General features: G+C 37.8%; 17 protein-coding genes. All 17 read left to right on the top strand.

The genetic code is table 11. The features are described 5' to 3' along the window. Nucleotides 1–4: 4 nt before the first annotated feature. Nucleotides 5–1,330: a flagellar protein export ATPase FliI gene (gene fliI / locus C9J29_RS01245; protein WP_008180778.1), complete on the top strand. Its 1,326-nt coding sequence runs from the start codon at nt 5–7 to the stop codon at nt 1,328–1,330. Further along, complete coding sequence (fliJ, locus tag C9J29_RS01240; RefSeq protein WP_089985328.1) at nt 1,331–1,780, top strand: flagellar export protein FliJ; 450 nt, start codon at nt 1,331–1,333, stop codon at nt 1,778–1,780. 4 nt (nt 1,781–1,784) lie between these two features. After that, on the top strand, nt 1,785–2,393 hold the full coding sequence (locus C9J29_RS01235; RefSeq protein WP_008180774.1) for a MotE family protein: 609 nt from the start codon (nt 1,785–1,787) through the stop codon (nt 2,391–2,393). A gap of 24 nt (nt 2,394–2,417) precedes the next feature. Next, the gene (locus C9J29_RS01230; protein ID WP_089985329.1) at nt 2,418–3,680 is read left to right on the top strand and encodes a flagellar hook-length control protein FliK; all 1,263 of its coding nucleotides are present in this window, start codon (nt 2,418–2,420) and stop codon (nt 3,678–3,680) included. 3 nt (nt 3,681–3,683) lie between these two features. Continuing rightward, complete coding sequence (gene flgD / locus C9J29_RS01225) at nt 3,684–4,370, top strand: flagellar hook assembly protein FlgD (protein WP_043990753.1); 687 nt, start codon at nt 3,684–3,686, stop codon at nt 4,368–4,370. A 15-nt stretch (nt 4,371–4,385) separates the two neighbouring features. Further along, nucleotides 4,386–4,754: a TIGR02530 family flagellar biosynthesis protein gene (locus tag C9J29_RS01220; RefSeq protein WP_008180768.1), complete on the top strand. Its 369-nt coding sequence runs from the start codon at nt 4,386–4,388 to the stop codon at nt 4,752–4,754. An 86-nt stretch (nt 4,755–4,840) separates the two neighbouring features. Then, the gene (flgG, locus tag C9J29_RS01215) at nt 4,841–5,809 is read left to right on the top strand and encodes a flagellar basal body rod protein FlgG (protein ID WP_043990752.1); all 969 of its coding nucleotides are present in this window, start codon (nt 4,841–4,843) and stop codon (nt 5,807–5,809) included. Nucleotides 5,810–5,910: 101 nt separating this feature from the next. Then, nucleotides 5,911–6,132, top strand: coding sequence for a flagellar FlbD family protein (locus tag C9J29_RS01210; RefSeq protein ID WP_008180764.1), 222 nt, complete (start codon nt 5,911–5,913; stop codon nt 6,130–6,132). Further along, a complete protein-coding gene (gene fliL, locus C9J29_RS01205) occupies nt 6,122–6,550 on the top strand; it encodes a flagellar basal body-associated protein FliL (protein WP_008180761.1) in 429 nt (142 codons plus the stop codon). The genes C9J29_RS01210 and fliL overlap by 11 nt, the downstream gene beginning before the upstream one ends. A 31-nt stretch (nt 6,551–6,581) precedes the next feature. Further along, on the top strand, nt 6,582–7,577 hold the full coding sequence (gene fliM / locus C9J29_RS01200) for a flagellar motor switch protein FliM (protein WP_008180759.1): 996 nt from the start codon (nt 6,582–6,584) through the stop codon (nt 7,575–7,577). After that, nucleotides 7,570–8,793, top strand: a complete 1,224-nt coding sequence (fliY, locus tag C9J29_RS01195; protein WP_107921509.1) for a flagellar motor switch phosphatase FliY — start codon at nt 7,570–7,572, stop codon at nt 8,791–8,793. The genes fliM and fliY overlap by 8 nt, the downstream gene beginning before the upstream one ends. Before the next feature lie 21 nt (nt 8,794–8,814). Then, the gene (locus C9J29_RS01190; protein WP_008180756.1) at nt 8,815–9,177 is read left to right on the top strand and encodes a response regulator; all 363 of its coding nucleotides are present in this window, start codon (nt 8,815–8,817) and stop codon (nt 9,175–9,177) included. 10 nt (nt 9,178–9,187) lie between these two features. Beyond that, entirely contained in the window at nt 9,188–9,862 is a 675-nt protein-coding gene (locus C9J29_RS01185) for a flagellar biosynthetic protein FliO (RefSeq protein WP_237068723.1), read from the top strand. Continuing rightward, nucleotides 9,859–10,524: a flagellar type III secretion system pore protein FliP gene (fliP, locus tag C9J29_RS01180; protein ID WP_008180752.1), complete on the top strand. Its 666-nt coding sequence runs from the start codon at nt 9,859–9,861 to the stop codon at nt 10,522–10,524. Before C9J29_RS01185 ends, fliP begins: the two co-directional genes overlap by 4 nt. Nucleotides 10,525–10,537: 13 nt before the next feature. Next, the gene (gene fliQ / locus C9J29_RS01175) at nt 10,538–10,807 is read left to right on the top strand and encodes a flagellar biosynthesis protein FliQ (protein ID WP_008180750.1); all 270 of its coding nucleotides are present in this window, start codon (nt 10,538–10,540) and stop codon (nt 10,805–10,807) included. A 4-nt stretch (nt 10,808–10,811) separates the two neighbouring features. Further along, nucleotides 10,812–11,585 (top strand): flagellar biosynthetic protein FliR, encoded by a 774-nt coding sequence (gene fliR, locus C9J29_RS01170; protein ID WP_008180748.1) that lies wholly within the window; start codon nt 10,812–10,814, stop codon nt 11,583–11,585. Between the two features lies 1 nt (nt 11,586). Further along, nucleotides 11,587–12,675, top strand: a complete 1,089-nt coding sequence (flhB, locus tag C9J29_RS01165) for a flagellar biosynthesis protein FlhB (protein ID WP_036123995.1) — start codon at nt 11,587–11,589, stop codon at nt 12,673–12,675. Nucleotides 12,676–12,693 lie beyond the last annotated feature (18 nt).

Genomic DNA, 12,693 nt, shown 5'->3' with positions numbered 1-12,693 from the left:
CTAGATGAAGACGGCTCAATTAATCGAACATATTCCTCATATGCCAACTTTTAAAAAGTTTGGTAGAGTCACTAGAGTTGTCGGCTTGATGATTGAGTCGCAAGGTCCAGATAGTTCCATAGGTGATGTTTGTAAAATTCATGTGGAAACTGTAAACAATGGTCACCAAATCATTTTAGCTGAAGTGGTGGGCTTTAAAGATGAAATTGTTGTTTTAATGCCTTTCACTTCTTTAAGAGAAATATCTATTGGCTGTCTTGTTGAAGGGACGGGGGCTCCACTAGAAGTAAAAGTGGGCCCAGAGCTAATAGGAAAAGTGTTGGATTCAATGGGAAATCCTATTGATGGCACCTTATTACCAAAAGGACTAATGACGGTTCCGACAGAGCAAGATCCGCCAAATCCACTAACACGTCCGCCAATTAATGAAAGACTTGAGGTCGGCGTTAAAGCTATCGATGGAATGTTAACGGTTGGTAATGGCCAACGGGTCGGGATATTCGCTGGTTCAGGGGTCGGAAAAAGTACGCTTCTTGGAATGATTGCGAGAAATACGCAGGCAGATTTGAATGTAATTGCGCTGATTGGAGAACGTGGGCGTGAGGTTCGTGAATTTATTGAACGTGATTTAGGTCCTGAAGGTCTAAGTCGCTCTATTGTTGTTGCTGCTACTTCTGACCAACCAGCATTAATGAGGATAAAAGGGGCGTTTACTGCAACAGCAATTGCCGAGTATTTTAGAAATCGTGGATTAAATGTCATGTTGATGATGGACTCTGTAACACGTGTTGCCATGGCTCAACGTGAAATTGGACTGGCTACAGGTGAACCACCAGCACAGAAGGGGTATACACCATCTGTATTTGCGATTTTACCTAAATTATTAGAACGTACAGGTACTAATGAAAAGGGCTCTATCACGGCGTTTTATACGGTCCTAGTAGATGGTGATGATATGAATGAACCAATCGCTGATACGGTGCGAGGGATATTAGATGGTCATATTGTGCTTGATCGAAATTTAGCTAATAAAGGTCAATACCCTGCTATAAACGTTTTAAAAAGTGTTAGTCGTTTAATGAATCATGTAGCAGAGCCAGAGCATAAAAAAGCTGCAGAACGATTAAGAGAACTTTATTATACATACGACAAATCTGAGGATTTAATCAATATTGGCGCTTATAAACGAGGGACGTCTAGAGAAATTGATGAAGCTATTCATTATGAACCGCTTATTACTACTTATCTTAAACAGGGCTATTTGGACAAAGTGACCTTGGAAGAAAGTGTAAATGAGCTAATATCCTTATCGAACGGTGGTGTGAACTAGATGGTCAGCTATGTGTATCGTTTTGAAAAAGTATTAACAATTCGTGAGCAAGAAAAAAACGAAACTGAAATGGCCTATAAAGAATCTGTCCGATCTTTTGAGGAAGTGGCTACGAAGTTATATGACTTGCTTAAAAAGAAAGAAGATTTAATTGCCTTCCAGCAGGATCGTTTAACGGTTGGTTCATCTATTGATGAAATTCATCACTACGCACGTTTTATTGATAGTCTTGAAAAAACAATTGCAGATGTTCAGCAGAAAGTGATACAAGCTCGTGCAAAAATGAATTGGCACGAAGATAAATTATTAGAAAAAAACTTGGAAGTACGTAAATTTGAAAAAATGAGAGAAAAGGATTTTAAGCTTTTCAAACAAGAGCAGGATCGTATAGAAAGCCTTTTTTTAGATGAAATTTCATTATTAACGTATAACAAGAGAGAAATCAGGTGATTTCATGGTGAGAAAAGACAATCGATTGAAAGCGGAATTAGTAGAACAGCCGCCTAAGAAAAAAACGGGAGGCTTTCTAAAGTTTTTTACTTGGATCGTACTGCCACTTATGTTTGTCGTAGCAGTTTTACTTGTTGTGGCTACATTAATGAATACAAATGTTTTTGATTTAGGTAAAAAGGCAATTGGCAGTTTACCTTTTGTTCCGTCAGAAGAACAGCAAGCGAAAGATGCTGTCGTAAACAATGACTCGAAAATAGTTAATTTACAGGCAGAGATTCAAGAAAAAGAAGCAGAAATTACACAGCTGCAAAAAAAGTTAGATACGACAACAACTGAAAAAGAGAAGCTCACGATAGAAAAAGAGCAGCTTCAATTTGAAATTGAAAAATTAAATCGACAGCAAGATGATGTGAAGCGCGATTTCAACGATATTCTATCGACTTTCGATAAAATGTCTCCGAAATCTGCAGCACCTGTATTAATCAATATGAGTGATACAGAAGCACTGCGCATTTTAACCAATTTAAAACCTGATAAACTAGCAGCAATTTTAGAGAAAATGGACGCTAAAGATGCAGCAAAATATACGGAGCTCATGGCTAAACAATAGAGTTCATGAAAGGAGGTGAAAATAGTGGATATAGCGATGATGAAAATGATCACTCAATCAGTACCGACTAAAAATGCGGCAACAAAGCCAACAACAGCAGCTAGTAGTGCTGATGGGAAGATCAACGGAACTTCGAAACAGGATAATTTATCGAAATTCGGCTCTGTTTTTGGACAAGTCCTATCTTCCTCAGCTCAATCAAATCAAACTGCTCAAACTACGCCAAATAATGAGCTAGCTGATTTACAGCAGGTTTTAAACGCTGATTCATTGGAAGAGGTACTCGATTTATTAGGAATCCCCCACGATGATGGTTTGTTAATCCTTCAACTGGGAGAAGACGGTAAAGCAGTGTCTATGGACGAAATGCTGGATCTGGACAATATATTAAATGCATTAGGTATTGATGATGAACAGCTTCAAAAAATAGTCCAGCAGCTATTAGGAGAAGAAAAAGAAGCTAGTGATATTTGGGAGCTATTATCCTTAGTAGATGCCCAAGCGCCAATTCTTCAAGCGCAAATAGGTGCTGCATTACAAGGAGAAGGTCAAGTAACACCAAAAGAAGCAACGCAATTACTTCAAGTGTTAAAGCTAGCACAATTAGTAGGACAGAAATCGGACTTAACAGCTCCACAAGAAAATTTGTTAACAACCGTTAAAAGTCTTTTAACGACATTACAAACCCAAGTAGAAACAATACAAGTAACAACAACCAAATCAACAGGAACATTGTCATTACAAGGCTTCCAGCAAGTCCAAATGACGAAGCAAAGTGAGACAAGTTCTAATGAAATGGTAACACCACAAACGGTGCAAACCAAACCGGATACGTTCCAAGTAACATTACCGACTGCTAAACCTGCACAGTCAGAGGCTTTATTAAAAGAAATGCAAGCCATTATCAATAGAGCTCAAATTTCTAATGCACAGGGGATTACACGATTAACGATTAAGTTGTATCCAGAAAATTTAGGAACCATTCGTATAGAGCTTGTGCAAAATGATGGTGTACTGACAGCTCGTCTACTAGCTTCTACAGCTCATGGACGTGAAATGCTTGATAGTCAAGCACATCAGCTAAAGCAGGCGTTTGTGCAGCAGAACATTCAAGTAGACCGTCTTGATATTGCCCAATCATTACAGGATGCAGATCGTCAGCAACGTGATCAAAACTTCTTTAATAATTTCTTTAGACAACAACAGGATGAAGAACAGCAACAAAAAACTGAGGATGACGATGAAGAGATGTCATTTAGTGACTATTTATTAAACGAGGAGGTGTAATTGATGGCGGATGCAACATCTAAAGCAACCAATACATCCATAACGGACGATCTTTACTATTCTAATTATAGAAAACCAACCAAACAAACTGGGAATAGTGAACTTGGTAAGGATGCCTTTCTTCAACTGTTAATTACCCAATTACAGCATCAGGACCCAACAAATCCTATGAATGACCGAGAATTCATTTCTCAAATGGCGCAGTTTTCTTCTTTAGAACAAATGCAGAACATGACAAAGGCAGTAGAATCATTATTAGCATCACAGCAACAAACACAAATGATGAACTATGCAACCTTTGTTGGTAAAGAAGTCAAATGGCATGAAATTACAGATAAAACAGATGAAAAAGGAGATCCAGTTGTAAATGAAGGATCAGGTGTGATTGAATCCTTGAAATTTGTAGATGGTAGTGTTGTCTTCAAATTAGCAGATGGGAAGGAAATAACGCCTGGTAATATTTCTGGAATTCTTGGCTCTGGAACAAGTTCAAATGGAAATAATCCTGTGCAAGAAACGCCACTTGTTCAGGCGAGTAAATTGATAGGTAAAAAAGTTACATATCAAGATGGCGAGCAGGAACTACAAGGGAGAATCGTCTCTGTTTCCAATAAAGATGGCGTTATTTACTACGTATTAGATAATGATAAAAAACTTACGGATAAAGATTTTACAGTTATTAGCGAATAAAGGTAGGGAAAAGTGATGGATAAATTTTCAATTCATCGTGTACCCTTGCATCCATCTATTCGTGCAACTCAACCTACGTCCATTCATTCACAGCAATCCTTTAAAGCCCATTTACAGGAAGCATCAAAGCAAGAGCTGAAGGTGAGCAAACATGCGCATGAACGTATTATGGAGCGTAAAATTGACATCTCTGAACAAGAATGGCAGGTTGTCTCGGATAAGGTATTTGAAGCTCACTCAAAAGGTGTTAAACAGCCATTAGTCTTGATGGATCAAGCAGCTTTAATTGTCAGTGCTAAAAACGCTACTGTCATTACAGCAATGGATCGCACGGAAGCAAAACAACAATTATTTACAAATATTGATGGCACAATCGTTCTTTAAAGGCTGGACCTTCTTATGAAAGGAAGCCTTCGTGATGCTGATTGATAGAAGCACACAAATAAAAAATGAAGGGAGAACGAAAACTTATGTTACGTTCTATGTATTCAGGTATTTCAGGTCTTAAAAATTTCCAAACAAAGCTAGATGTTATTGGTAACAATATTGCAAATGTTAATACTGTTGGCTTTAAAAAAGGACGTGTTCTTTTTAAAGATTTAATGTCTCAAACACAAGCTGGTGCATCTGCAGCAACAGCTACACGAGGTGGTGTGAATCCACAACAAGTTGGTTTGGGTACACAATTAGCTGCCATTGATACGATTCATGGGGGCGGTTCCTTACAAAGTACAGGACGTGGTCTTGACTTAGCAATTGAGGGTGATGGCTTTTTCATGGTAGCTGATGCAAATGGTGCTCCTGATCCAGATAGTGGTTTCATAGACGAAGAAGGCTTCAACAATACTCTATTTACTCGTAATGGTGTTTTCTATATGGATAGCAATGGCTATTTAGTGAATGCTGACGGTAAATATTTAGTAGGTGTATCTGCTGGAGAGGATATCGTAATGGAAGCTGATGATGATGGTATCAATCCAGATGATGCACCAGTTGCTTCAGGGGATGAAGGCGCAAACTTATTTGATGATGATGGTGTACTAACACCTGATGATGGAACTGTAGGTCCAATTCGTATCCCTACGACTGCTAAAGAGATTAGCATCGGAGCTAATGGCACGATTGAATATGTAGACCTAAATGGTGAGCGCAAATGGGCTGGACAGCTGATTATGGCTAAATTCCCGAACGCTGGTGGTCTTGCTAAGAGTGGTGGGAACTACTATCAACAAACAGCGAACTCTGGTGCTGCATATGGACAAGTAGCAACTGTAGCAGGGATGGGGAAAGTAGTGCCTGGAGCTGTAGAAATGTCGAATGTTGACTTATCTGAAGAGTTTACAGAGATGATTGTTGCTCAACGTGGTTTCCAAGCGAATACTCGTATTATTACAACATCAGATGAAGTGTTACAAGAGCTAGTAAACTTAAAACGTTAATGATTGAATAGTCCTTTCATTCATAACGGACGTTTTAACAAACATATTTTCATATGAGGGAGGGTCGGGCCGGCTCTCATGCTAGACCCGGCCCTAATTCAATGATTGAACTAACACGTCTTAATGGCAAAGCATTTACATTAAATGCTTTATACATAGAAACAGTCGAATCATTTCCAGATACGACTATTACTTTAACAACTGGAACAAAATTAATTGTTTTAGAGAGTGAAGATGAGGTGCGACAAAAGGTAACTGCCTTTTATAACAATATACAAATACTATCCAACCCGCATCTAAGAGGTGAAAAAGATGAAGAATAATAAAATGTTAACAATGATTATTATTTTGCTAGTAGCAGTCATACTGATCGGGGTTATTTTGTTTGTATTGCTTACACAATTTAATAAACCGACAGGAGCTATTGAACCAACCATTGATGAAATTGTAGAGGCAACAGTGGAGATTCCGGAAATCACAACGAATCTTGCAGATAAAAGAGTAGTACGCTTGTCATTAAAAGTTCAAACGACAAGCAAAGATGCTGCTGCAGAATTAACAAAGCGTGTTTTCCAAGTGCAAAACATTGCTATACAAGAACTTTCTGAAATGGAGCAAAAAGATTTAGAAGGTAAGCAAGGAAAGCAAATTTTCCAAAAATCATTAAAAACTAGAGTAAATGAATTGATGCAAGAGGGAGAAGTCCAGGAAGTATATTTTACCTCCTTCATCACTCAATAAAATAGAAACTGCTTGAAATGGAGGTGGGCAAATGGCAGGAGATGTGTTATCTCAATCCGAGATAGATGCGCTGCTTTCCGCTATATCGACTGGGGAAATGTCAGCAGATGACATAAAAAAGGAGGATGAGGGACGCAAGGTTAAAGTTTATGACTTTAAACGAGCGCTTCGATTCTCAAAAGATCAAATCCGAAGTTTGACCCGAATACACGAAAATTTTGCACGACTATTGACAACCTTTTTCTCTGCACAGCTTAGAAGCTATGTGCAAATTACAGTTGCATCAGTAGACCAAATACCATTTGAAGAGTTCGTTCGTTCGATTCCGAATATGACGCTCATTAATGTGTTTGAAGTGCCACCATTAGATGGTAATATATTGATGGAAATAAATCCGAACATTGCCTATTCCATGCTAGATCGTTTAATGGGCGGTAGTGGGGCGAGTCATAGTAATGTAGATAATCTAACAGAAATTGAAACAAAAATTATGACAAACCTTTTTGAACGCTCATTCGACAATTTACGCGAGGCGTGGGAAAATGTAGCGGAAATTGATCCGATTTTAGTGGAGCTTGAAGTTAATCCACAATTTTTACAAATGATTTCACCTAATGAAACAGTAGTTGTCATTTCATTAAATACGATCATTGGTGAAACAAGCGGTATGATCAATATTTGTATTCCGCATGTTGTATTGGAGCCGATTGTTCCCAATCTTTCTGTTCGCTATTGGATGCAAACAAATACAAAAGAAATGTCTCCAGAGCAAACAAAAATGCTTGAAACACGCGTAAAACAAGCAAAATTACCGCTTTCGGTTGAATTAGGGCTAACGGATATCACGATCGAGGATTTCCTTACAATGCAAGTTGGTGATGTTATACAGCTAGAGCAAAAAATTAATGATCCACTTCTATTAAAGGTAGGGACATTACCAAAATTCACTGTTCAACCAGGTAAGCAAGGCAAAAAATTAGCAATCCAGATTATCGACCCTTTGAAAGGAGGAGACGAAGATGAGTGATGAAATGCTCTCCCAAGAAGAAATTGAAGCGCTATTAAGGGGCGAGACGTTGGAAGATAAAAACAGCGGCACTGAAGCTTCTTCAATTGATGAAACAAATGATATACGAGTAGAGGATTACCTTGATTCGTTTGCACAAGATGCACTAGGTGAGGTAGGCAATATTTCCTTTGGGAGCTCTGCCACTGCACTTTCGGCATTATTAGGACAAAAAGTAGATATTACTACCCCAAGTATATCAATGATTAATCGAAATAAATTAGAAGAGGAGTTTCCACATCCTTATGTAGCTGTACAAGTGGAATATACGATTGGCTTAACAGGTATGAATTTACTTGTTATTAAACAATCTGATGCTGCAATTATTGCAGACCTTATGTTAGGTGGCGATGGATTAAATCCGAAACCTGACTTAGGAGAAATTCAGTTAAGTGCTGTTCAAGAGGCCATGAATCAAATGATGCGCTCAGCGGCTACATCTATGTCGACAGTGTTCAACAAAAAAGTGGATATTTCGCCTCCGACAATTGATTTAATGAATATTTCTCAAAATGAAGGTCGAGAAAACATCCCTGAAGATGATTTGCTAGTCAAAGTATCTTTTAGATTAAGAATTGGTAATTTAATTGATTCGAATTTAATGCAATTATTACCGCTTAAATTTAGTCAAAACATCGTAAAATCTCTATTAGGTGAAACTGAATCAATAGAAGAACCTGTGGCTGCAACGATTGCACCTGAGGCACCGCCAATTGCAGCACCACCTGTTCAACAACAAGCGCCTGTTATGCCACCGCCTGCACAGCCTGTTTATCAGCAGCCGGAAGCAACTATGCAGCAACCGGTTTATCAGGAACCACAGCAGTTTGCGCAACCAGCGAGACCTGCACAGCCAGTGAATGTTCAACAAGCACAATTTGCTAGCTTTGATTCAAATGTAATCTCTCAATCTGAAGCTAGAAATTTAAATATGCTACTTGATATTCCATTGCAAGTTACTGTAGAGTTAGGACGTACGAAACGTTCTGTTAAAGAGATTTTAGAACTATCAAGTGGTTCGATTATTGAGTTAGATAAATTAGCAGGGGAGCCTGTTGATATATTAGTTAATAGTCGTTTAATCGCTAAAGGTGAAGTCGTTGTTATTGATGAAAACTTTGGTGTACGTATTACAGATGTTTTAAGTCAAGCAGAGCGTTTAAATAATTTAAGATAGTTTCAATTGGAGGAGTTAACCATGTCTAAAAGAATTTTGATTGTAGACGACGCTGCATTTATGCGTATGATGATCAAGGATATTTTGTCGAAAAATGGATTTGAGGTTGTTGGAGAAGCGGCAGATGGATTACAGGCTGTTGAAAAGTACAATGAATTAAAACCAGATTTAGTAACAATGGATATCACAATGCCAGAAATGGATGGTATTGCGGCTCTTAAAGCAATTAAGGGATCAGATCCAAGTGCAACTGTAATTATGTGTTCAGCAATGGGACAACAAGCAATGGTCATCGATGCAATTCAAGCTGGTGCGAAAGACTTTATTGTTAAGCCTTTCCAAGCAGATCGAGTAATTGAAGCGATCCAAAAAGCGCTAGGATGATTGCATGAAAATGTTAAAATCATTTCGTTTCACGATGATTTTTGCATTTCTTGTATCCTTCCTGTTTTTGTACCCGACACCAACTTCGGTCTATGCAGACTCTGATACGAATAGTGTGACAGATTGCATTAAAGACCCAGAAGCTTGTTATGGAGATACTACCGATCCAGCTGCTAAACAAGAACCAAGTGTATCAGCAGCTGGAGATATATCTGCATGGGAATACATAAAAATGGTTTTAGCGCTTATTTTTGTTGTAGCTTTGTTTTATGGTTTAATGAAGTTTTTAAATAAACGAAATTTAAACTTTCAACGTAATCAACTGATACAAAATTTAGGCGGTTTATCGTTAGGTGCACAAAAATCAGTACAGCTTTTACAAGTAGGGAAAACCATGTATTTAGTGGGGGTCGGTGAAGACGTTCAGCTATTACGTGAAATTACTGATCCTGAAGAAATAGAAGCACTGTTAGCACTTTATAACGAAAGGCAAGAACTTGCAGCAACATCACCGTATATCGCAGAAGTATTTTCTAAGTTTAAGAAAAAAGATAGAGTGAATTTGCAAAATGAACAAAAGCAAGAGACATTTGGCAAACTCTTTGAAAAAAAGATTTCCGAAATTAAACAGGAGCGCAGTGAAGAGATTGAGCGATGGAAGCAAAAGGAGAAGGATGATAAATGAATGATTTAGTCAATATTTTTTCCAATAGCGATCCAACCAACGTCTCAACATCCGTTAAGCTCTTACTACTATTAACCGTTTTATCACTGGCACCAAGTATTTTAATTTTAATGACATCCTTTGCTCGAATTGTCATTGTTTTATCCTTTGTGCGTACAGCACTGGCTACACAACAAATGCCACCTAATCAGGTGATTGTTGGTTTAGCCTTATTTTTAACGTTCTTTATCATGGCACCAACCTTTCAAGAGGTCAATAAAGAGGCTTTGCAACCACTATTTTCTGAAGAAATTGGTTTAGATGAAGCTTATGATCGGGCAAGCTTGCCATTTAAAGAATTTATGAGTAAGCATACAAGACAAAAAGATCTTGACTTGTTTTTATCGTACAATCAAGCAGAAAAACCAGCATCAGTGGAAGAAATCCCACTGACAATGCTTGTGCCAGCATTTGCTTTAAGTGAAATTAAAACAGCATTTCAAATAGGTTTTATGATTTTTATTCCATTCCTAGTGATCGATATGATTGTTGCGAGTACATTAATGTCGATGGGGATGATGATGTTACCGCCAGTAATGATTTCATTGCCATTCAAAATCTTATTGTTTGTTCTGGTCGATGGCTGGTATCTCGTCATGAAATCGCTACTACAAAGTTTTTAGGGGATGATACAGTATGACAGGTGAATTGGTTATTTCCGTTGCAGAACGTGCCATTATGATTATCCTTCTAACAAGCGGTCCGTTATTATTAGTAGCTTTAATCACTGGTTTGGCTGTAAGTATTTTTCAAGCTACCACTTCGATTCAAGAGCAAACTTTGGCATTTGTACCGAAAATTATCGCCGTCTTTGTGGCCATAGTGTTCTTTGGCCCATGGATGTTATCTCAAGTTACTAGCTATGCGAGAGACATTTTTGAGAATTTAACACGTTATATAGGGTGAGTCCATGAATGAATTAATTCCGCATTTAACGGTTTTCTTATTGGTGCTTGTGCGTGTTTCAGCATTTTTTGTTACGGTTCCTTTTTTTTCCTATAGAACCATACCACCACAAGTCAAAATTACTCTCGCACTGGTTTTAGCTTGGATGATGTATTATACAATTGATGTTGAGCCGTTTGCATTCAATGATGAATACATATTATTAGTGATGAAAGAAGCACTTGTTGGGCTGTTACTCGGTCTAGTAGGTTATATAATCATGTCTGCCATTCAAATTGCAGGGAGCTTTATTGATTTTCAAATGGGTTTTGCCATTGCCAATATTATTGATCCGCAAACAGGAGCTCAAAGTCCATTAATCGGTCAGTTTTTTAATATGTTAGCATTCCTTTTATTGTTAGCAATTAATGGCCATCATATGATTCTTGATGGAATTTACTATAGTTATCAGTTTTTGCCTATGGATCAATTCCCTAGTTTTACAAATGAGGGCTTTCCCCAATTTATCATCACAACATTTACAGCTGTTTTTGCTATTGCATTTCAGATGGCTGCACCTGTTGTGGCTACCTTATTTTTAGTCGATTTAGCTTTAGGAATAACTGCGAAAACAGTACCACAATTAAATATATTTGTTGTTGGTTTTCCTATTAAAATAGCCGTTAGTTTTTTAGTGTTATTTACAATGATGGCTGTAATGATTCAAGTCATTCAAAAGTTAATCACTATTATGATTTACGGCATGCGTGATTTAATGGCCATTTTAGGTGGTGGATAATATGAAACTACTACTGAATTTAGATATCCAGTTTTTTTCAGGTGAAAAGACTGAGAAGGCGACGCCAAAGAAACGTCAAGATGCTCGAAAAAAGGGACAAGTTATTAAGAGTCAAGATGTAACTAGTGCCATCGTTATGCTGATGGTCTTTATCTTCTTAATTTTCTTTGCAGGTTCTTTACGGGATGAGCTATTAGCGTTTTTTAGACAAACCTTTATCCATAACATACGCATCGAAACACTAACGATTGATAGTGTGATGCACTTATTTATAGAAACATTAATACAAATGGCTTTCATTATTGTACCGATTATGGCGATAGCAGTTGTTGGAGCACTTGCAGGTAACTTTTTGCAGTTTGGCTTTTTATTTACTTTGGAGCCAATGAAGTTTGATTTGAAAAAGATGGACCCTATCAAAGGGTTGAAAAGGATTTTTTCGGTTAAGGCAATTGTTGAGTTGCTGAAATCGGTGTTAAAGATTGGCTTTATCGGTAGTGTAACGACAATTATTATCTGGACAAACTTGCCAGAAGTTTTAGCTTTATCCTTTAAAAGTCCATGGATGACGCTCATTACTGTCGGAAAGCTAGTCGGCATTATGGGCATAGCAGCATCTTTAGTTTTACTTTGTGTATCCATTTTGGATTGGATGTATCAAAAATTTGATTATGAAAAAAATCTTAAAATGTCTAAGCAAGATATTAAAGATGAATATAAAAATAGTGAGGGTGACCCGCTCATAAAATCGAAAATCAAACAACGTCAGCGCGAAATGGCGATGCGTCGTATGATGTCAGAGATTCCAAGTGCAGATGTGGTAATTACCAACCCTACTCACTATGCGATTGCGCTCAAATATGACGAGGAAAATATGGATGCACCTCGCGTAATTGCAAAGGGTACAGACTTTATCGCTCAAAAAATAAAGCTGATTGCCAAAGAGCATGACGTCATTATGGTGGAAAATAGACCTTTAGCTCGCGCCATGTATGATCAAGTTGAAATTGGTGATCCCGTACCAGAAGAATTTTTCAAAGCAGTAGCAGAAATACTCGCTTATGTTTACCGTATTAAACGTAAAATTTAAAGCTTTTTAGTAGGAGGG

Origin of the sequence: Lysinibacillus fusiformis (assembly GCF_003049525.1) — a bacterium.
Lineage (GTDB): Bacteria > Bacillota > Bacilli > Bacillales_A > Planococcaceae > Lysinibacillus > Lysinibacillus fusiformis.
This window is presented reverse-complemented; position numbering and strand designations above follow the sequence as displayed.

What these genes read in the sequence shown, in the direction of transcription:
- fliM (WP_008180759.1), top strand. Translation starts at nt 6,582, where the DNA reads ATGGCAGGAGATGTGTTATCTCAATCCGAGATAGATGCGCTGCTTTCC.
- fliJ (WP_089985328.1), top strand. Translation starts at nt 1,331, where the DNA reads ATGGTCAGCTATGTGTATCGTTTTGAAAAAGTATTAACAATTCGTGAG.
- flhB (WP_036123995.1), top strand. Translation starts at nt 11,587, where the DNA reads ATGAAACTACTACTGAATTTAGATATCCAGTTTTTTTCAGGTGAAAAG.
- C9J29_RS01235 (WP_008180774.1), top strand. Translation starts at nt 1,785, where the DNA reads ATGGTGAGAAAAGACAATCGATTGAAAGCGGAATTAGTAGAACAGCCG.
- fliP (WP_008180752.1), top strand. Translation starts at nt 9,859, where the DNA reads ATGAATGATTTAGTCAATATTTTTTCCAATAGCGATCCAACCAACGTC.
- fliY (WP_107921509.1), top strand. Translation starts at nt 7,570, where the DNA reads ATGAGTGATGAAATGCTCTCCCAAGAAGAAATTGAAGCGCTATTAAGG.
- C9J29_RS01210 (WP_008180764.1), top strand. Translation starts at nt 5,911, where the DNA reads ATGATTGAACTAACACGTCTTAATGGCAAAGCATTTACATTAAATGCT.
- fliI (WP_008180778.1), top strand. Translation starts at nt 5, where the DNA reads ATGAAGACGGCTCAATTAATCGAACATATTCCTCATATGCCAACTTTT.
- C9J29_RS01190 (WP_008180756.1), top strand. Translation starts at nt 8,815, where the DNA reads ATGTCTAAAAGAATTTTGATTGTAGACGACGCTGCATTTATGCGTATG.
- flgD (WP_043990753.1), top strand. Translation starts at nt 3,684, where the DNA reads ATGGCGGATGCAACATCTAAAGCAACCAATACATCCATAACGGACGAT.
- flgG (WP_043990752.1), top strand. Translation starts at nt 4,841, where the DNA reads ATGTTACGTTCTATGTATTCAGGTATTTCAGGTCTTAAAAATTTCCAA.
- fliL (WP_008180761.1), top strand. Translation starts at nt 6,122, where the DNA reads ATGAAGAATAATAAAATGTTAACAATGATTATTATTTTGCTAGTAGCA.
- C9J29_RS01185 (WP_237068723.1), top strand. Translation starts at nt 9,188, where the DNA reads ATGTTAAAATCATTTCGTTTCACGATGATTTTTGCATTTCTTGTATCC.
- fliR (WP_008180748.1), top strand. Translation starts at nt 10,812, where the DNA reads ATGAATGAATTAATTCCGCATTTAACGGTTTTCTTATTGGTGCTTGTG.
- fliQ (WP_008180750.1), top strand. Translation starts at nt 10,538, where the DNA reads ATGACAGGTGAATTGGTTATTTCCGTTGCAGAACGTGCCATTATGATT.
- C9J29_RS01220 (WP_008180768.1), top strand. Translation starts at nt 4,386, where the DNA reads ATGGATAAATTTTCAATTCATCGTGTACCCTTGCATCCATCTATTCGT.